The 19,357-nt window shown below is 69.4% G+C and carries 16 protein-coding genes; 7 read left to right on the top strand and 9 right to left on the bottom strand.

Features of this window, described 5'->3' with window-relative positions; all coding sequences use genetic code 11:
* The first annotated feature begins 2 nt into the window (after positions 1–2).
* Positions 3–1,238: an MFS transporter gene (locus ACPXY0_RS00335; protein ID WP_423927383.1), complete on the top strand. Its 1,236-nt coding sequence runs from the start codon at positions 3–5 to the stop codon at positions 1,236–1,238.
* Positions 1,239–1,372: 134 nt separating this feature from the next.
* Here ACPXY0_RS00335 and ACPXY0_RS00330 read toward each other — a convergent pair whose 3' ends face one another.
* On the bottom strand, positions 1,373–1,939 hold the full coding sequence (locus ACPXY0_RS00330) for a very short patch repair endonuclease (protein WP_419934622.1): 567 nt from the start codon (positions 1,937–1,939) through the stop codon (positions 1,373–1,375).
* Positions 1,936–2,751, bottom strand: coding sequence for a DUF4928 family protein (locus tag ACPXY0_RS00325; RefSeq protein WP_419934900.1), 816 nt, complete (start codon positions 2,749–2,751; stop codon positions 1,936–1,938). The genes ACPXY0_RS00330 and ACPXY0_RS00325 overlap by 4 nt, the downstream gene beginning before the upstream one ends.
* Between ACPXY0_RS00325 and ACPXY0_RS00320 the strand changes: the two genes are divergently transcribed.
* A complete protein-coding gene (locus ACPXY0_RS00320) occupies positions 2,650–2,856 on the top strand; it encodes a hypothetical protein (protein ID WP_419934911.1) in 207 nt (68 codons plus the stop codon). The genes ACPXY0_RS00325 and ACPXY0_RS00320 overlap by 102 nt on opposite strands.
* A gap of 22 nt (positions 2,857–2,878) precedes the next feature.
* Here the strand turns inward: ACPXY0_RS00320 and ACPXY0_RS00315 are convergent, their stop codons facing one another.
* A complete protein-coding gene (locus tag ACPXY0_RS00315; protein ID WP_423927380.1) occupies positions 2,879–4,021 on the bottom strand; it encodes a DNA cytosine methyltransferase in 1,143 nt (380 codons plus the stop codon).
* A 358-nt stretch (positions 4,022–4,379) separates the two neighbouring features.
* Between ACPXY0_RS00315 and ACPXY0_RS00310 the strand changes: the two genes are divergently transcribed.
* Entirely contained in the window at positions 4,380–5,102 is a 723-nt protein-coding gene (locus ACPXY0_RS00310) for a 3-keto-disaccharide hydrolase (protein WP_423927378.1), read from the top strand.
* Here the strand turns inward: ACPXY0_RS00310 and ACPXY0_RS00305 are convergent.
* Both ACPXY0_RS00305 and proB read right to left on the bottom strand, forming a co-directional pair.
* On the bottom strand, positions 5,097–6,419 hold the full coding sequence (locus tag ACPXY0_RS00305) for a glutamate-5-semialdehyde dehydrogenase (protein ID WP_423927376.1): 1,323 nt from the start codon (positions 6,417–6,419) through the stop codon (positions 5,097–5,099). The two genes, ACPXY0_RS00310 and ACPXY0_RS00305, sit on opposite strands and share 6 nt — an antisense overlap.
* Positions 6,379–7,242: a glutamate 5-kinase gene (proB, locus tag ACPXY0_RS00300; protein ID WP_423927374.1), complete on the bottom strand. Its 864-nt coding sequence runs from the start codon at positions 7,240–7,242 to the stop codon at positions 6,379–6,381. Before proB ends, ACPXY0_RS00305 begins: the two co-directional genes overlap by 41 nt.
* Positions 7,243–7,413: 171 nt before the next feature.
* Here proB and ACPXY0_RS00295 point away from each other — a divergent pair, with 171 nt between their 5' ends.
* Positions 7,414–8,328, top strand: a complete 915-nt coding sequence (locus tag ACPXY0_RS00295) for a 5'-3' exonuclease (protein WP_423927372.1) — start codon at positions 7,414–7,416, stop codon at positions 8,326–8,328.
* Positions 8,329–8,332: 4 nt separating this feature from the next.
* Here the strand turns inward: ACPXY0_RS00295 and ACPXY0_RS00290 are convergent, their stop codons facing one another.
* The 3 genes from ACPXY0_RS00290 to ACPXY0_RS00280 form a co-directional block, all read right to left on the bottom strand.
* Positions 8,333–9,088, bottom strand: coding sequence for a hypothetical protein (locus tag ACPXY0_RS00290; protein ID WP_423927370.1), 756 nt, complete (start codon positions 9,086–9,088; stop codon positions 8,333–8,335).
* A gap of 9 nt (positions 9,089–9,097) precedes the next feature.
* Entirely contained in the window at positions 9,098–10,633 is a 1,536-nt protein-coding gene (locus ACPXY0_RS00285; protein ID WP_423927368.1) for a serine hydrolase domain-containing protein, read from the bottom strand.
* Positions 10,634–10,980: 347 nt separating this feature from the next.
* Positions 10,981–13,332: a DPP IV N-terminal domain-containing protein gene (locus ACPXY0_RS00280; protein ID WP_423927366.1), complete on the bottom strand. Its 2,352-nt coding sequence runs from the start codon at positions 13,330–13,332 to the stop codon at positions 10,981–10,983.
* Positions 13,333–13,498: 166 nt separating this feature from the next.
* Between ACPXY0_RS00280 and ACPXY0_RS00275 the strand changes: the two genes are divergently transcribed.
* The 3 genes from ACPXY0_RS00275 to ACPXY0_RS00265 are packed head-to-tail and all read left to right on the top strand — an operon-like array spanning position 13,499 to position 17,159.
* Positions 13,499–14,977 (top strand): MFS transporter, encoded by a 1,479-nt coding sequence (locus tag ACPXY0_RS00275; RefSeq protein ID WP_423927364.1) that lies wholly within the window; start codon positions 13,499–13,501, stop codon positions 14,975–14,977.
* Positions 14,974–16,158 carry a Gfo/Idh/MocA family protein gene (locus ACPXY0_RS00270; protein WP_423927362.1) on the top strand — a complete coding sequence of 395 codons (1,185 nt, stop codon included), beginning with the start codon at positions 14,974–14,976 and terminating at the stop codon, positions 16,156–16,158. The genes ACPXY0_RS00275 and ACPXY0_RS00270 overlap by 4 nt, the downstream gene beginning before the upstream one ends.
* On the top strand, positions 16,155–17,159 hold the full coding sequence (locus ACPXY0_RS00265) for a sugar phosphate isomerase/epimerase family protein (protein ID WP_423927360.1): 1,005 nt from the start codon (positions 16,155–16,157) through the stop codon (positions 17,157–17,159). Before ACPXY0_RS00270 ends, ACPXY0_RS00265 begins: the two co-directional genes overlap by 4 nt.
* 22 nt (positions 17,160–17,181) lie before the next feature.
* Here ACPXY0_RS00265 and ACPXY0_RS00260 read toward each other — a convergent pair whose 3' ends face one another.
* Positions 17,182–19,122 (bottom strand): hypothetical protein, encoded by a 1,941-nt coding sequence (locus ACPXY0_RS00260; protein WP_423927358.1) that lies wholly within the window; start codon positions 19,120–19,122, stop codon positions 17,182–17,184.
* Positions 19,123–19,357: the final 235 nt, after the last annotated feature.

The following is a 19,357-nucleotide window of genomic DNA, read 5'->3' as shown; positions in this document are numbered from 1 at the left end:
CCGTGACCCCGCGCTCCCGGGACACCGGCCCGCAGCGGTACCGTCAGCTCGCCCTCCTCGCGCTGGTCCAGCTGCTCGCGATGGGGCTCTGGTTCTCGGCCAGCGCGGTCGTGCCGGAGCTGCGCGACGCGTGGGGGCTCGGCGGCTCGGGAGCGGCCTGGCTCACCACATCGGTGCAGCTCGGCTTCGCCGCGGGAGCGGTCCTCTCGGCGCTGCTCACCCTCTCGGACATATGGGACCCGCGCCGGCTGATGGCGGGATCGGCGCTCCTCGGGGCCGCCGCCACGACCGCGATCGCCCTCTTCGCCGAGAGCCTCGCCCCCGCGCTCGTCCTGCGTTTCGTGACGGGGGTCGCGCTGGCGGGCGTCTACCCACCCGGGATGAAGATCGTCGCCGGCTGGTTTCGCGCCGGGCGCGGGATGGCGATCGGGGTCCTCATCGGCGCTCTCTCGGTGGGGAGCGCGATGCCCCACCTGCTGCGGCCGCTCGGAGGGATCGGCGCCTGGCAGCCCGTCCTCCTGCTGGCGTCAGCGCTCGCCGTGGCGGCCGCGGTCCTCGCCGCGACCGGGCTGCGCACCGGTCCCCACCAGGCGCCGGCCGCGCCCTTCGATCCCCGCGTCGTGCGGCGCATCTTCGCCGACCGGGCGACGATGCTCGCCAACGGCGGCTATTTCGGGCACATGTGGGAACTGTACGCCATGTGGACCTGGATTCCCGCCTTCCTCGCGGCGAGCTTCGCCACGGACGCGAGCCTCCGCACCACCCCCTCCTTCGCGTCGTTCCTGGCCTTCGGGACCATCGCCGCCGGGGGGCTGGGCGCCGCCGCGGCGGGCGTGCTCGCGGATCGCCTGGGGCGAACGGTCGTGACGAGCTGGAGCATGGTGATCAGCGGCGCCTGCTGCCTGGTCATCGGGCCCCTCTTCGGCGGCCCCGCCTGGGCCGTCGCGGCGGTCTGTCTCGTGTGGGGGTTCGCCATCGTCGCCGACTCCGCGCAGTTCTCCGCCTGCGTCAGTGAACTCACCGAGCCTGAGTACATCGGCACCGCGCTCACGCTGCAGACCGCGATCGGCTTCCTGCTCACCGTCGCCACGATCCGCCTCATCCCGGTGTGGGAAGCGGCGCTCGGCTGGGAGTGGGCGTTCGCCCCGCTCGCCATCGGCCCGGCCCTCGGGACGTGGAGCATGCTCGCCCTCCGCCGGCGCCCCGAAGCCACCCGCATCGCCGGCGGCCGCCGCTGACCGTCATCTCCGGATGGTGGCGCCATCCTCGGTCTTCCATCGAGACACGTTCGGTTTCTGCAGGTCACAAGGTGTATTAGAACGGTGAGTACCGATGTGGCGTCGCCTCACTGCACGGTTGGACTCCGATTGGCTCATCTGGTTCGGCCCCACATCTCCTGTGCATCTATCAGCTCTTCGTCACCGATCCGTATGCGTTCCAACACTTCTTCTGCAAGCGCTACGTCTTGGGCGTTAGTTGCCTCATCTATTGTGGCTTTCGCTGTGCTCTGGTCGCTAACCCGGCGACCCGTCGAGTCCAGATCCAGGAAAGCCTTGATGAGACCTCTCAGGCGATCGGAGTCACGCAGTTGGCACTCCCACAAGACAAGAACATCCCACCTGACGGACACAAGCTCCTGGATGTTCCTTTCGTCGCGCTCCCGGTTACGGGAGATCTTCGCCGTCCAGTATTCACGGTTTCTCTTCGGACGTCGCGCTCCGCGGGGGCACCCGTGGCCGTGCCAAAAGCACCCGTGAACGAACACTGCCTTCCGCCGACCTCGGAAGACAAGATCCGGCTTTCCCGGTAAGTCCTTCTGGTGCAGCCGGTATCCATAGCCCATTTCTCGAACCATTCGGCGCACGGCAAGTTCGGGGCCTGTGTCGTGGCTCCGAACGGCCCGCATAGTGCGACTGCGACGTTCGGGCGTTTCGCTCATGCCCTGAGATCGATCTTGATACTCGGGTCAGTTTCGACCCGGTCGATGATCTCGTTGTACCGCTGCACGATGCCGCGTATGGCGGCGCGACGCCCCTCGGCGGCATACATGCCAAGATTGTAGACGCTAATCGCCACGAATTGGCCAATTTCGAAGACATCGATGCGGTGCTCGATGGTGTAGCGGTGGGCAAGTTCGTGCGCGACGGCCGATCCGGGGCCACGGGTGATGATGACCGGGCGAAGACCAGCCTCGAGATTGTCTCGGCAGCGTTCGAGTAGGTGGGTGCCCGGCAACATCGTCACGTGGATTGCGATATCGCCGATCGCAAAATCGCCGACCCTGCCCTTCGGGGCATCCGCGGTAGAGAAGCTATTATGCTCTATCTGGTCGGGCCCCAGCGCGGAATCAAGTGTGGCCCCGACGAGATGCTGTAGCACGGCCCCGGCGTAGTGGACGCCGCCGACCTCTCGTTCGCGGTTCGTCGCCTGTTCGATCAGGTTGCGAACGACCGCCCGAACTGACGCTGCTGGATCGAGGCTGATCCTAAACGGCTTTCCAGCAAAAAACTCTCTAACCCTTTCGATCCAGAACGTTTCCACCCGCTCGAGATCGATGTCGGCACCCAGCTCGTTCAGGCAAGCTGAGTACTTCCGCATGTTCTCGAGGCTTCCGCGGCTTGTACGCCCCCCCTCCGCAGCGAGCACTCGGTGGATCCCGTGTCGTCCAAGTATCGATTGCACCGCGCTCCTACCAAGCCCTGCAACCTGGCCACCACGTGGTGTCACGAGCTGCGCGGGGTCAAGCGGCAGGCCTTTCTCCTTGGCATGCTGAGTGACGACCAAGGCGACGCAGAGGGGCCCTTTCTGGCCGCGAAAGCCTTGTTCTTCAGCGAACGCGGCAAGGTGTTCCTCTAGAGGACGGTTGGGCACAGGCCGGTTAGGCCGCCGCCGCTTTCAGCTCTTCGGAGTCGACCAAGGGGGCCAGAATCTGCTCCGTCAGGTGTCTGACGACGGGAACGACCAGTCCGTCACCCGACACATGGTAGGCTTGATTGTAGTTGTCAGGCAGCCAGTACTCATCGGGAAGGCCCATGAGGCGAGCGGCTTCGCGAGCACTCAGGAGTCTCGTACGGACGCTCTTGCCATCGACGATCATTATGGTCTGACGGCTCGATCCACCACGCGGCGTCCTCAAGCACCCGGCAACGCCGTCGAAGCGTACCTCTGCACGCTGCCTTCGTCCCCCGCACCCATCTGGCCGCGTACGCCGATAGACCGTGCCCACAACGGGCCGACCAAGAGACCGTGCAAGATCCATTTTCTGACGATTGGAAGGTGTCATCATTTCAAGAAGCCGGGCGGTCTCCTGCTCAGTGTGCCATCTCACTCCTGTGGCGTCCGTTTCGACGATGTCCGCCAGAATGCTCCGTCGTGGTGGTGGCGGGGCCATGTTCCACCAAATCCATTTCTTCCGGAGTGCGTCGGGCAGCTTGCCATGGGCCTTCACGAGCGCCGGCGGGTGCCAGAGGTCGGTGGGAGAGTTCTTCATTGTCTCGGCCGGGACCTTCACGGTTTGCTGCAAGCCGATGATGAACAGGCGCTTCCGGGACTGGGGGACAAAATGCTCCGCATCGATCACGAGAGCCCCGACCACGTATCCCCCGTCGCATATCGCCCTGACGATCTCGGTGAGATCCTTCCCCCCGTGCGAGGTGATGGCGCCACACACGTTCTCAAGCACTACAAGACGCGGGGGACGTCGCTCGGCTCGAAGCGCCTCCATGAGCCGCCAGAAAGGCCAAAAGGTTCCGGATCGTGCTCCCCCAAGGCCTTCGCCGCTCCCGGCGAGGGAAAGGTCCTGGCAGGGAAACGACGCCCATGCAAGGTCTGGGCGACCGGGAAGTTGGCTGGGTTCTACATCAGCGATATCACCGACCTGTAGGTGTGCATCGCCCCAGTTCTTGGCGTAGCACCGCGCTTTGTTCTCATCGATGTCGTTGGCGTAGAGGCACTCCCAGTGGTCGCCGAGCCCCGCCAGCGCCATGCCTCCTCCCGCGAAGAAATCGTAGAACTGGTGCATGTCCTCCGGTGAGATGACGACCGCCCCAAGCAAACCGCCCGCACATGCACTCCAGTGTCACTAATCGTCCGTGGATGGTCAAGCACGGAACCGCTTGCCAGTCCCTGAGCCTAGGGAGCTCGGGCACGAGAATGGCCGAATGCCGGAGCCTTTCGGCGCATCGGGTCCACCTGTGTCCAGCTTGTCGCTGACTCGTCGGCCGTCTACCGTGAGGCCGTTGTCGCGCCTGCGGCGTAGATCTCGGCCTCCATGCAGCAGCGGTAATACTCATGATGAATTCGGGGGACCTCTCGTGAACCGACACACAGGCTTGTTCCGATCGTTGTCCCGCTGCCCGTATGGAGCGCTGGCTTTCGCCATGTTCGCAACCTCGGCTTGCGCGCAGGCGGAAACCGGGGCACGGACAGAGGACGACGCTGCGTCGGACGCCGCGGCCGAAACCCAGGCAGCCGCCAACCAACTCTCCGCCGAGGAGGTGGCCGAGGGGTTCGAACTCCTCTTCGACGGCGCGTCGCTCGACGCGTGGCGCGGGTTCCAGATGGAGGATGTCCCGGGGGGCTGGAGCGCGATCGATGGTGCCCTCGCCTTCACGCCCGGCGTCGGGGGCGGGACGCTCATCACACGCGACACCTACACCGAGTTCGACCTGCGTCTCGAATGGAAGGTCGGCCCCGCCGGCAACAGCGGGGTCTTCTTCGGCATCTCGGAGGACACCGAGAGCGCCTTCCAGTCGGGTCCGGAGCTGCAGGTGCTGGACAACGCGGGGCACTACGACGGCGGCAATCCCCTGACCTCGGCGGGGTCGAACTACGGCCTCCACGCGCCGCCGGAGGACGTCACGCGCCCGGTCGGCGAGTGGAACGAGGTGCGGATCGTCCGTCATGGCAACCAGGTCGTCCACTGGCTCAACGGCGTCCAGATCGTCGAGTACGAGATCGGCTCCGCCGAATGGGAGGCCCAGGTGGCGGGGAGCAAGTTCGTTCAGTGGCCTGACTACGGCCGGCACCACGAGGGCCACCTCGGTCTCCAGGACCACGGCGACCCGGTCTGGTACCGCAACCTGCGAATCCGCCGGTTATAGCTCCAGAGAACGGTGCGTGAAGGCGCGCTTGCCCGGGCCGTAGTCCGCGGCACGCTGACCTTCCCCGCGTAGCAGCCAACGCGTCGTCAGGAGACCTTCAACGCCCACCGGCCCGCGCGCGTGGATGCGCGCCGTGCTGATCCCCACCTCGGCCCCGAGCCCGTAGCGGAACCCGTCCGCGAACCGCGTGCTCGCGTTGTGGAACACGCTCGCCGCGTCGACCGCTCTCAGGAACCGTTCCCCGACGCCCCGATCCTCGGCCACGATCGCGTCGGTATGGCTGCTCCCGTAAGTGTGGATGTGGTCGACAGCCTCCTCCAGGCTCCTCATGGTCCGCACCGCCAGCGTGAGGTCGCCGAACTCACGCCCCCAGTCCACTTCCGAGGCGGCTTCCGCCCACGGCAGGAGCCGGCGGGACGGTTCGTCACAACGGAGTTCGACGCCGCGCTCCCGCAGCGCCTCCCCGATCGAGCCCAGCTTCGGGAGGAAGGACTCATGCACGAGCAGCGTCTCGGTCGCGTTGCAGGCCGCCGGGTAGTCGCACTTCCCGTCCACCGCGAGCCTGACCGCCATGGCCGGGTCGGCCGAGGCGTCGACGTAGAGGTGGCACACGCCCTCGGCGTGCCCAAGCACCGGGATCCGGCTCCGCTCCTGGATCGAGCGCACGAGCGCCCCCGAACCCCTGGGGATGACGAGATCGATCAGGTCGTCGAGGGCGAGCAGTTCGTCGACGTCCCGCCGGTCCGGGACGCCCAGCACGGCCCGGGGATCGAGACCCGCCACCTCGAGCGCCCGCCGCAGGCAGTCCACGAGGACGACGTTGGAGCGCGCGGCCTCCCGCCCACCCTTCATGATCACCCCGTTCCCCGAGCGGATGGCGAGCGACCCGATCTGGATCACCGCGTCGGGACGACTCTCGAAGATGATGAGGAGCACGCCGAGCGGACTCCGGACGCACTCGAGGACGAGGCCCTCGTCGAGTTCCGTGCGCGTGAGGACGCGGTCGATGGGATCCTCGCCCTCGGCGAGCGCGTCAACGCCCTCGAGCAGGCTCTCGAACTTGGCGTCGGACAGCCCCAGACGGTGGAGGAGCGGTCCGGAGAGCCCTTCCTCCGCGGCGCACGCGAGGTCTTCCTCGTTTGCCCGCGAGATCTCGCCCCGCGAGCGCAGGAGGACGTCTCTCAGCGCACGCAGGGCGGCGGTGCGCTGTTCGGCGGGAGCGCTCCCGATGACGCGCTGCGCCCCGCGCACCGCGGCCGCCCGCGCGCGCAGATTCTCAGCCATCGGAACGATCCTTGAGGATGATGTGCTCCCCATGCACGAGTTCCAGGCCCCCGAACGGCGCGCTCCGGCGCGCGATGGACTCGCGCGCCATCGCCGCGACCGACGCCGCCTCCAGCTTGCTCGCCATCCCGCCGCGCCCGGCCTCCGATCGCCCGTCCAAGTCGATTGCGTGATCCTCGGGCCGGTCGATGCGGGAGATGAGCCTCGCGGCCGCGTCACGCCTCGGGTCGGCGGTCATGACCCCCCGCACGTCGGTCAGGAGCACGATGAGGTCGGCGGCCAGTTCGCTCGCGACGAGCGCGCCCAGCCGGTCGTTGTCGTCGAAGATCGGGCGCTTGCCCGTCCCCCGGTACACGCGGTCGTTGAGCGAGATCGCGTCGTTCTCGTTGACGACCGGGACCACGCCGAGCCGGAACAGGCTCTGCAGCGTCTCGTGCAGGTTCAGGTAGCGGACCCGGTCGTCGAAGTCCGTCCATGTGATGAGGATCTGCGCGCAGGTGATGCCGAGCCGGGCGAACCCCTGCTGGTAGAGTTCCATGAGGCGGCTCTGCCCCACCGCCGCGCACGTCTGCTTCAGTTCGGCCGTCTCGAGGGGGTCGGGGAGCTGCAGGGCGACGCGCCCCAGCCCCACGGCGCCGGAGGTCACGATGAGCACTTCCCGCCCCTCGCGGCGAAGGCGGCTCGCCGCTTCGACGACGCCGAAGAGCCGGGCGAGCGCGATGCTGCCGTCGGGATGGGTGAGGACACCGGTCCCCACCTTGAGCACGATCCGCCCCGCGCGCGCGATCGCCTCGCGCGTCACTTCCGGCGCGACGGCATCGCGCCGGGGGCTCGGGACATGCTGCGCCTGGGTCACGCCAGAGGCCTCGAAGCTCGAACAGAGGGTCCGCCAGGATTCGCGGTCCGGTCGCCGGACCGCTCGGAAGGCCGATGAAGTTACCCGCGGAGCGGAACCGTTGCACCCCGGCACCCGATCCCCGACGCTAACGGGAACGGATGACGCCCACCCTCCGCGGATCGCGTGCGTGTGCAGGTCCACCTGATCGACGGCACCTACGAGTTGTTCCGGCACTTCTACGGCGTGCCCCCGGCGAAAAACGCCGGCGGGCACGAAGTAGGGGCGGCGCGTGGCGTCGTGAGTTCGATGCTCGGCCTCCTGGAGGGCGGCGCCACGCACGTCGCGATCGCCACCGACCGCGTGATCGAGTCGTTCCGCAACGAGCTGTGGCCGGGCTACAAGGACGGCTCCGGGATCGATCCGGCGCTCTACTCGCAGTTCCCGCTCGTCGAGGAGGCGCTCGCCTCGGCGGGCTTCGTCGTGTGGCCGATGGTGGAGTACGAAGCCGACGACGCCCTGGCCTCCGGAGCGACGATGGCCGCGGCGGACTCCCGAGTGGAGAGAGTGCTGATCTGCACGCCCGACAAGGACCTCTCGCAGTGCGTGGCGGGAGACCGGGTCGTGCAACTCGACCGGCGGCAGCGCCTGCTGCGCGACGAGGCCGGCGTGATCGAGAAGTTCGGCGTGCCCCCGGCGGCGATCCCCGACTGGCTCGCCCTCGTGGGAGACTCCGCGGACGGTTTCCCCGGCATCCGGGGCTTCGGGGCGAAGACCGCCGCCGCGGTGCTCGCCCGCTACGGCCGCATCGAGGACATCCCTCCCAACGGGAATGACTGGGACGTGCCCGTCCGGGGCGCGGCGCGGTTAGCGGACACCCTGCGCAAAGGGCTGGACGACGCGCTCCTATTCCGCCGCCTCGCCACCCTCGTGCGCGAAGCCCCTGTGTCAGCGAGCGCGGATGAACTCGCCTGGCGGGGGCCGCGCGATGACTTCAACCTCGTCGCCGCGGTGCTCGACGCGCCGGACCTCGCCCCCCGCGCCGAGCGACTCGCGGAGGCCCGCCGCTCCGTGCCGTCCAACCCTGACGTACGGCACGACCGGTAGCTACTCATGCTGGCGGATGCTGGGCAACGGGACGGACGATTACCTTCGGCTGTCTGTGGCCCCAAATCGACGGGTGCTTCAAGACGTATGAATACGCCACGGCACAGGGTCCGAGAATCTCCTTGAATGCAGACTCGAACATCGTGCTCTGGAACACGACGACATCGGGCTTGAGGATGTGCACCTCATCCTGGAACAGCTTGATCTCGAGCTCGCGGTTGAAGTGGATCCGGTTATCGGCTCCGCTCATCGTCTTCTTACCCTTCGTGACCCATTTGTAGAAGTTCGTCAACGCGATGCGTGACAAGGGGTTCGTCGGGGGTAGCCCGGGCGCCCCCTGGGGGGCCTCCTCTTTGAGGATTCTCTGGCAAGTTCGAGGGTCGTCCTCGAATGTCTCCCATTCGTATTTCGGACCCGTGTACTTGAGCGCCGTGAAGTACGTGCCCGCGATGTGCGGGTTGTGTTGCTCCACGGGCTTGCGTTCGATCGCCCTGCGCCGCTGCTCAAACGACTCGAAGCTGCCGGGCAACAACCCATCGGCCCCGATGTCGAGCCCCACGACGAGCAGCTTCAGGTGCCCCTTCTGGCCGTACATCGAGCCGATGTAGGGGTAGCCGGCGAACTTCCGGTCAGCTGGGCGGCATGCGGGGTAATCTCCGGTCTTCAGATCCACCCCCATGTCGCGAAAGAACCGCAGGTATCGTTCCTTCAACCGCTCTCGGAACTCCAGAACGGCGGGCGCGACCGATGCTGGCGACATGTTCCGGCTCTAGTCGCTGATTGGGGGGACGGCCTCCATCAGCAGGGCGATCGCGGCGTTCAGGTTGCGGCCTCCCGGACCCTGGCCGGTGTACTTCCCGAGGCGCGTAATGACGAGGCCCCGCGCCGGGATGAAGACCGTGTACTGTCCGCCGGCTCCCCCGAACGCGCCGTAGTCGTCCTCGATCGGGAAACCGAGGTCCTTCCACACGAAGCCGCCGCCGTAGACCGGGCGGCCGTCGTCGATCCAGGCCGGGGCGACCTCCATCGCATAGTCCACGTACCCTTCGGGGAGGATGCGCTCGCCATCCCAGACGCCGTCCTGCAGGTAGAGGTTGCCCAGCCGCGCCCAGTCGCGGGCCGAGCCGAACTCGTAGCCCTGGGTGAGGAAGTTCCCGTTCGGGTCCGTCTCCATGACGAAGTTCCGGATCCCGAGCTTGTCGAACAGGTTCCGCTGCGGGAAGGCGTGATAGTCGTCGCCGCGTCCCTCGACGCCGAGACGGGTCAGGTAGTTGGTGAGCGCCGGGTCCGTGTTCCGGTACCGTCCGACCGTATTCGGCTCCCACTGTTGCGGGCGCGTGGCGGCCCACTCGAAGGCGTTCTCGCCCGTATAGAGATACAGATGGTCGGGATAGCCCATCTCTTCCGTGTATCCCGGGTCCTGCGGCGCCACGATCCGGATCCCGCTCGACATCCGCATGATGTCGCCGATGCGGATGTTCTTCCGCTCGTCGTCCTGCCATTCGGGGATCGGAGCGGGTTGCCACAGTTCGTAGACGCCCTGCTGGATGAGGACGGCCATGAGGGTGCCGGTGAGTGACTTCCCCTTGGACCAGCTCTCGAACGGGGTGTGCATGTCGACGCCGGGGCCGTAGTCCTCGCCGATGATCCGACCCTTGTAGGTGACGACGAAGCCGAGCGTCTTCCCCTCCTGGTCCATCGCGACCTCGACGGCCTGCCGCACCTTGTCCATGTCGATCTCGGGCGGATACGGCTCGTCGGGCAGCACGTCTCCCATGGGCCACGGTGTGGTGGCCGGGTCCGGCGTCATCGGCTCGACGACGGAGGGCGCGAAGTAGATCGAGTCCTCGCCCAGGGGGTGCGTGATGCACCCCTGGCTGCCGTAGAGCTTCGCGGTGCGCGTGATCCCCGAGCCGAGGGTGAGGCTCACCGTCTGCGCCTCCATGTCCACGACGGTGTCCACGACCGCCCCCCGGTGCTGGAAGGGCGCCGTGAAACCGCCCACGTTGGCGGCCGCGTCGCGCCAGTCCAGCCCCGTGATGAACGTCCCGGAGCAGAGCGTCTTCGCGAACCCCGCCGTGTGGTGCACGATCGGTTCGCCCGGGGGCGGGTCCCACTCGGTGGGAAGCTCGAGCGATTCTCCGCGCGCCATCAGGCGCTCGGTCAGCGATTCCGCGTCGTCGGTCTCCGCCGCGGCTTCCCCGGCTCCGTCATCGCCGGAGGCGCACCCCGCGAGGCCGAGAAGGGTGAGCGAGAGCGCACAACAGAGGTGCGGCAGGAACGTTCGATCGGGGGCACGGCGCATTGGGGTCCTCCGGGTCGTCCGGGTACGGTCGGGCTCAGGTGCCCGGCCTCGGGCTTCGAGTCCGGGCGTCGGTTGGAACGTGGTCCGAGCGATCGCGCGTGACAAGCGGTTGGCGGCGAGATCTTCATCCCCCCAGCAGCCACACGAGCAACGCCGTGGGAACCGCGGGCAGCTCGGGATCGTCCGGAGTGATCGCCGCCGCGAAATGTCGCGCGGTGTCTCACGTGTCCGAAAATGTATACGAAATCGGACACCTCGTGGCGGGAATGTATACATAATCCGCCACCAGGATCCCAGTCGGCCGCAGCCTCTGGGGTGGCAGCGCCGGCTGTCTGCAGGCCGCTGCGCTACGGCTGGACGATCCTGTAGTCGGCCGGCGGTTCGGCGCCCATGAGGTGCTGGACGAAGTAGTCCCAGGTGCGCCGGATCAGGTACGGCTCGCGCGCGTAGCCATGGTTCCGGTTGGGGAACACGAGCATGTCGAACGTCCGGTTCGCCTCGATGAGCGCGTCGGCCACGAGCAGCGTCATGTTCGGATGCACGTTGTCATCGAGCGACCCGTAATGGAGCAGGAGCTTCCCCTTCAGGTTCGCGGCGATGTTCTGGTTCGCCTGCGAATCGAAGCTGTCCGTCCCGTCCGGGTTCCGCTCGAGCAGCCCGTGGTATTTCTCCCCCCACGGGAAGTGGTAGCCCCGCTGGTCGTGGTTCCCCGCCCCCGACACCGCGACCTTGAAGAAGTCCGGGTGGGTCAGGATCGCGTCGGTCGAGGAGAAGCCGCCTCCCGAGTGGCCGAAGATCCCCACCCGGCCGATGTCGATGGGATAGCGGAGGGCGAGCGCCTTGAGCGCCGACACGTGATCGGGGATCCCGTTGTCCCGCATGTTCCGGTAGTAGCTCTCGTGGAACGCCTTCGAGCGGTACGGGGTGCCCATGGCGTCCACCGCGAAGGTGATGAACCCGAGTTGCGCGAACGCGTGGCCCTGCCCGCGCGGCCCCGTGGTGAAGCCCGGCGTCCGGATGGGCCCGATCTGTGGCCCGGGGTAGATGTAGTCGATGACGGGATAGACCGTCCCCTCCTCCATTCTCGGCGGCAGCCACAGGTAGCCGTACACGTCCGTCACCCCGTCGCGCGCCTTGGCGGAGAAGCGCACGGGCGGCTCCCAGCCGGCCTCGAGGAGCGGGGCGATGTCCGCCTCCTCGACCGTCATCACGGCGCGTCCCGTCCGGTCCCGGAGGACGGTGACGGGGGCCGAGGCGCGGGTGGAGTAGGTGTCCACGAAGTGGCGGCCGTCCGGTGACACCGAGACGTCGTGGTGCATGTCCTCGGGCGAGAGCAGGGTCACGCCCCCGCCGTCCAGGGAGGCCCGGTAGAGGTGATGATGGTAGGGGTCGCGTCCGGGTTCGCGGCCCACGCCGGTGAAGTAGACCTGCCGCGCTTCCTCGTCGACGGAGAGGAGCTGGACCACGAGCCAGGAGCCCTGCGTGATCCGGTTCTTCATTTCCCCGGTGGCGAGGTCGTGCAGATAGAGGTGACCCCAGCCCTCGCGCTCGGAGAACCAGATGAACTCGCTCCCGTTGTCGAGCACCTGCCAGTTGTAGGGGGTGCGGAGCTGGTTCAGCTCCACCCACGTGTCGCCGCTCTCGACGATCACCTTTCGCGCCGCGCCCGTCTCGGCGTCGACCTCGACGAGCGTCTGGTTCCCGAAGTCGCGCGAGTGGTGCGAGAAGTAGACGCGGTCGCCCTCCGCCGTCCACTGCGCGGCGTGCCACGTCGTGTCCGCCCCGCCGAAGTAGCCGACCACGGGCTCGTAATCGGCCTTCACCGAAGCGCCGGTCTCGGCGTCGAACATGTACAGTTCCCACGTGGGGACGATCGAGTCGCCGGGGAGCGCGTAGCGATAGCTGTGGAGGATCGGGCGCCCGGTGGCCGTCTCGAGCAGATGCAGCGACTCGACGTCCTGCTCGTTGTAGCGGTGGGTCGCGATGCGGCGGCCGTCGGGGGACCACTCCGCCACGGGCGGCGGTTTGACATCGCTGCGGCGGTTCGTGATCTCCTGGCAGCAGCCCTCCGGCGCGACGCCGTAGCCCCAGTGCGTTTCGCCATCCGTCGAGAGTTGGCGCTCCTCGTCGGAGCCCGTGTCGCGGACCCACAGGTTCTCGTCGCGGGAGAAGACGGCGAGTCCGCCGCCGGGGGCCTCGATCTCGTGCGTCGCCTCCGCGATCGAATCCGGGCCGGTACAGCGGTAGACGCCGAGGTCGCAGTCCCAGCGCTCGTAGGTGTCGGTCCAGAAGCGGATCCCGCCGGACGCGTTGAACTCGAACTCGTCGAAGGGGAGGTCCGTCGCCTCGTGGTTCTCGTCGGAGGCCTCGGAGAGCGCGGCGGCGAGCCGATCGTGGTCGAAGGCCGAGGCGCGGGTGCGGGCCGCGGCGTCGATCATGATGAACTCGTGGCCGCCGAACACCTGGTTCCGGTACCAGAAGCGGTTCGCGTCGACCCAGCGCGGGGCGACGGTCGCGCCGGAGGTGAGCTTCTCGGCGTTCCAGAAGACGAATTGCTCCGCGCGGGCGTATTCGCTCGCGCTGACGGATCCGGGCGCGTAGGGCCGCGACTGCGCGGCGGCGTCGGGGGCCGCGGCGGCGAGGGCGAGCGCGGCGACGAAGGCGGCGGTGGGCGGGCCGAAGCTGGAAAGGCGTCTCACGGGATCCTCCTGGGTGTGGTGCGGCCGCGATATCGCCTCAACATAGAGCGCGCCGTTCACCGCCCGGTAGGTCCGGGGGTTGGGCGAACCGCGGGCCCGCGCGGCGTTGCGGAGGCGAACGAAGCGGCGCTAGCGTTGCCCGCCGACCCGATCCGAGGAGTGCTCCGTGAACACCACATCGTCCGCCGTGCGCCCGAGGCGGCTCTTCCTGGGCAGTTGCGTGTCGCTGATCGCGACCTCCGCCGCCTTCGCGGTCATCGGCGCGATCATGCTCACGCTGAAGAGCGAGTTCACCCTCACGAACTACGAGGTGGGCCTCATCGGCGGGGCGGCGATCTGGGGCTTCGCCGTATCGCAGCTCCTGTTCGCGCCCTTCTGCGACACCCTCGGCATGCGGTACCTGCTGCGGCTCGCGTTCGCGTGCCACCTGCTGGGCGCGGTCCTCCTGATGTCCGCGGGCGGCTTCCTGCAGCTCTTCTTCGGCGCGCTGACGCTGGCGCTGGGGAACGGACTCGTCGAGGCGGCCTGCAATCCGCTCGTGGCCGCGCTCTATCCCGACGAGAAGACCGTCAAGCTGAACCGGTTCCACGTCTGGTTCCCGGGCGGCATCGTCATCGGCTCCGTGCTCGCCTACGGGCTGGACCAGGTGGGGCTCGACGCGTGGCAGCTCAAGGTCGCGATCATCCTCGTCCCCACCCTCATCTACGGCCACCTGATGCTGCGGGAGGAATTCCCGCCCACGGAGGGGGTGCGGGCGGGGGTGAGCATGGGGGGGATGTTCCGGGCGACGTTCACGACGCCGCTCATGCTCCTGCTGCTCCTCTGCATGGCCGTCACGGCCTCGACGGAACTCGGACCGAACCGCTGGGTGCCGCCGGTGCTCGAGGCGGGCGGCATCCCGGGCATCCTCGTGCTGGCGTGGATCAACGGTCTGATGGCCGTCCTGCGCTACCGGGCCGGGTTCGCAATCGAACGGCTGTCGCCGCCGGGCGTGCTCGCGGCGAGCGCGGCGGTCTCCGTGGTGGGGCTCCTGTGGCTGAGCTATGCGGAGACGACGGTGATGGCCTTCGCCTCCGCCACGGTGTTCGCGGTGGGGGTGTGCTACTTCTGGCCGACCATGCTGGGCTTCGTGTCGGAGCGGGTGCCGCGCTCCGGCGCGCTCGGGCTGGGGCTGATGGGCGCGACGGGGATGGCCGTGGTCGGGCTGTGGACCACGCCGTGGATGGGGAGTATCGCCGACCAAGTGGGTCACGAGCGGCTTCCGGTGGTCGAGACGCGGGCCCTGCTGACGGACGCGTCGGCCGCGTTCGCCGGGGCCGACGAGAGCATCGAGCCGGATCTGGCCGCGGCCGGCGCCGCGGCCGGAGGGGCGCTCGCCGGCGGGGCGGCGGACGGCGCGCTCCCGGAGTCGGTCACCGCGAACGCGCTGCGGGCGATCATCAACTCCGGCGGGGATGAGGCGCTCGTGGAGCGGGCCAACGCCCTGCTCGGACCGGCGGACAACTACGGCGGGCGGGTCTCGTTCCGGTACATCCTCCCGTATGCGGGCGCGCTCATCCTCATCTTCGGATTTCTCTACGCCCGCGACCGGCGGGCGGGCGGCTACCGGGCCGTGAAGATCGGGCGGGGGCCGGACGACGGATGACCCGCCGCCTGACGTACGGGATGATCGGGGGCGGACCGGGCGCCTTCATCGGGGACGTACACCGGATGGCGGCGGAACTCGACGGGCTGGCCCGGATCGCGGCCGGCGCCTTCTCGTCGGACCCCGAGCGGTCCGCGGCGAAGGGGGCCGAGGTGGGGCTGGATCCCGCGCGGGTGTACGGGAGCTACGCGGAAATGGCGGCCTCGGAGGCGGCGCGGGCGCCGGAGCGGCGGCTGGATTTCGTGATCGTCGTGACGCCGAACCACCTCCACTTCGATGTGGCGCGCGCCTTCCTCGAGGCGGGTTTCCACGTCGTGTGCGACAAGCCGCTGACGACGACGGTCGCGGACGCCGAGGCGCTGTGCCGGCTCGTGGGCGCGGGGGACCGCGTGTTCGCGCTCACGCACAACTACAGCGGCTACCCGATGATCAAGGACGCGCGGGCGCTGGTCCGCGAGGGGCGGCTGGGGGAGATCCGCCGCATCCAGCTGGAGTACTTCCAGGGCTGGCTGTCCACGGCCCTCGAGGAGAGTGGGCACCCGCAGGCGGCGTGGCGCACGGACCCGGCGCGGGCCGGGGTGGCCGGCGCGCTGGGCGACATCGGGACGCACGCGCACCACCTGGGCCGCTACGTGACCGGGCTGGAGGTCGAGGCGCTGTGCGGCGAGCTGACGACGTTCGTGCCGGGCCGGCGCCTCGAGGACGACGCGAGCCTGCTCGTGCGCTGGGGCGGTGGGGTGAGAGGGACGCTCACCGTGTCGCAGGTGGCGGCGGGAGAGGAGAACGGGCTCGCGCTGCGCGTGTTCGGAAGCGAGGGCTCCATCGCCTGGCGGCACGACGACGCGGAGACGCTCTGGCTGCGGACGCCGGACGGCCGGGCCCGCGCGCGGCGCCGCGGACACGGCTGGATCTCCCCCGCGGCCGTGGGGGCTTCCCGGGTCCCGCCCGGGCACCCGGAGGGGTTCATCGAGGGGTTCGCCAACCTGTACCGGAACGTGATCCGTACCATCGGGGCCCTGAACGAAGGGCGGAGGCCGGACGAGGCCGACCTCGACTTCCCCACCGTGCGGGACGGGGCGCGCGGGGTTCATTTCCTCGAGCGGGCCGTCGAGAGCGGGCGGCGCGGGGCGTGGGTGGACGCGCGCTACGAACCCCCGGGGCCCGGGGAGGCGACGTCATGAGCCGCCGGCCGATCACGCTGTTCACCGGCCAGTGGGCCGACCTGCCGCTCGCGACGCTCGCCGCGAAGGCGGCGGCGTGGGGCTACGACGGCCTCGAACTCGCCTGTTGGGGGGACCACTTCGACGTCGTGCGGGCGACGGAAGAGGACGGCTACGCGGCCGGGCAGCGCGACCTGCTCGCCGCGCACGGGCTCGAGGTGTACGCGATCGCGAACCACCTCGTGGGGCAGGCGGTGTGCGACCCGATCGACGCGCGGCACGAACTGATCCTGCCGGGCCGCGTGTGGGGCGACGGCGACCCGGAGGGCGTGCGGCGGCGGGCGGCGGCGGAGATGCGGCGGACGGCCGCGGCGGCTGCGGCGCTCGGCGTGCCGGTCGTGAACGGCTTCACGGGCAGCTCGATCTGGGCGGCGGCGTACGCCTTCCCGCCGCACCCGGCGGGTTTCGTGGAGGCCGGGTTCGCCGATTTCGCGGACCGCTGGAACCCGATCCTCGACGCCTTCGACGTGGCGGGCGTGAAGTTCGCGCTCGAGGTGCACCCCACCGAGATCGCGTTCGATGCGAGCAGCGCCGCGCGCGCGATCCGGGCGCTCGATGGCCGGGCCGCGTTCGGCTTCAACTACGACCCCAGCCACCTCGCCTACCAGGGCGTCGACTACGTCGGCTTCATCCTCGAGTTCGGCGACCGCATCCACCACGCCCACATGAAGGATGTCTGGTGGTCGGAGACGCCCGGGCGGTCGGGCGTGTTCGGTGGCCACCTGGACTTCGGACACGTGGACCGAGGGTGGGATTTCCGCTCGATCGGCCGCGGCCGGGTGGACTTCGAGGAGATCCTGCGGGCCCTCGACCGCGTCGGCTACGAGGGCCCGCTCTCGATCGAGTGGGAGGACAGCGGCATGGACCGCGAGCACGGCGCCCGGGAGGCCTGCGCGCGGCTCCGGGCCCTGGCCTTCCCGCCCTCCGCGACGGCCTTCGACGCCGCCTTCTCCGAGGACTGACCCGGAGCGGACCCGCGGGGGGCTACGGCGGGACGCCGCCCCAGAGGGCGTTGAGGCCCGTGTCGTAGGGGACGACCTGTCCGTCGCCGCGGCCATCCGGCAGCACGAAGAGGGGGGTCCGGGACGGATATTCGGCGATGAGCCGGGCATTCGCCTCCGGCCCGAGATCTCGCGCCCAGAGCACGCCCGAGCCGTCCAGACCGGGCGGGTCGCCGTGCCACAGGTAGTCGGTAAGGCCGACCCATCCCAGCCGGTCGGACTCGCTCTCCAGCCGGCACTGATCCGCGACCTCCTCCGGTCCCTGCGCGCCGACGAAGGCGGCCTCGAGCTGGCACGGGTGGTAGCGGGTGAGGAGGGCGCGGACGCTGTCGAGCCTCATCCCCCGCGCGGCAAGCCGGGCGCCGACCCGGTCGCCCCACAGTTCGTGCACGAACACGAGGGACGGGCCGGGGTCGGTCACCTCCGGAATCGGGGCGGCGCGAGCGGCCACCCGGTCGATGCGCGCGCGTCCCCCCGCCACCAGGCCGTAGCCGACCGCGACGAGGACGACGATGGCGATCGCGTCGCGGAGCCACGCCCAGCGGCCGAGACGCGTGAGGCCGATGGCCGCGAGCACGAGGAGCGCGCACCAGGCCGGGACGGCCTCGCCGAGCAGGCGGGGCCCGAACACGAGGTCGTGATGCCAGTAGAGCGCGCTCGCCAGGATGGGCAGAAGCGCCCACGCGGCGAGGATGCGCTCGCCGCGCCGCAGGCGGCGGGCGAAGAGCAGGAAGAGCCCGATGAGCGCGGCGACGGGCAGCACGGTGCCGAGGAGTTCGCGCCCCAGCGACATCAGTTCGGTCGACGTGTAGCCCAGCGCCTGCGTGAACCCGTACATGCGGCCCCAGGGGTCCATGTGGAAGCCGAGGCCGTGGCTCGGGCCCGCCGCGGCGGTATAGCCCAGGGTGAGCGGGCCACCGAAGAAACGGGCGTTGAACCAGGCGAGCCCGGCCGCGAACGGGAGGCCGCCCAGGACCCACCAGCCGAGCCGGCGCAGGAGCCACGGCCGGTGCAGGCCCGGTTCCCGACGCGGCGCGGTGAGCCACACTCCGGCCGTCACGGCGGCGCCGATGAGCAGTCCGGACACGGGGCGCGTCGTGACCATGAAGCCCATCGCGCCGCCCGCCACCAACGCCCACACGGCCCGGCCCGTCTCGGCGCGGAGGGCAAGCCAGAGGGCGAGCGCGGCGAAGGCCGCCACCGTCGCGTGGTTCATGTAGGCGCCGGAGAGCGCGAGCAGCATGGGGCTGGTGACGGCGAGCACGGCGCCGATCCGCGCGGCCGCGATGCGATCCGGCAGCAGGCGCTCGAAAGAGAGGACCGAGAACACGCCCAGCATCCCCATCGCGCCCGCCATCGCGATCCACGCCCCTCCCAGCCGGAAGCCGGCCGCCAGCCACAGCGCGTGCGCGGGCGGGTACTGCGACACCCACCCCGCCGGCGCGTGCACCATGAACTGGATCGACCAGAACTCGGGCATGGCGAGGGGAGGGCCGGCGAGCCGTCCGGCCGCGAAGTAACGCGCCTGGAGAAGCTGGACGCTCGCGTCGTTGAGGATCGTGCGCCCGTCAAAGACGATGAGCGCCACCCAGGCCGTGAGCCCGGCCCCCAGCAGCCCCATGAACCCCGCCACGGCCCACCGGGGCGGCCGCTCGATCACCGCACCGGCACGCGCGAGGAAGCCCGTCACCCGTCCTCTGGCCAGCGCCCCGACCAGTACCGCCCCGCCGACCCCGAGCAGCGTCCACACGCCGCTCGTCACACCCCAGGTGTACGACCAGTGCTCGAAGCCCGAGCGCCGCATCAGATCGTCGAGCGAACTCGGGGGGGCCGCCGGATCCAGAACGAGGAAGACCGGGATGGCGACGAGCACCACCAGCAGGAGCCCGACCACGCGTCGACCCGCATCGAGGAGGAGTTTCATGGGGGAAGTTACCGTCGGGCGCGTCGCCTGTCTCCGATCCCCCTTCCGGCGTGTTTCTTCGCTGAGCGTGATGGCGGCGGCGCTGACGGGCCGTTCTTGACTCGCACCGCGTCCGATCTACCTTTGCGGCGCGCCGCCCCGGGCCCCGGAGCGCCCCGGGCAACGTTCGAACGCAGGGAAACTGTCCCTCGGCGGGCGAGCCCCGCGATCCCGGGGCGGTTCGCGCACTCCAACC

Origin of the sequence: Candidatus Palauibacter sp. (genome assembly GCF_965237495.1) — a bacterium.
In the GTDB taxonomy this organism is placed as follows: Bacteria; Gemmatimonadota; Gemmatimonadetes; order Palauibacterales; family Palauibacteraceae; genus Palauibacter.
This window is presented reverse-complemented; position numbering and strand designations above follow the sequence as displayed.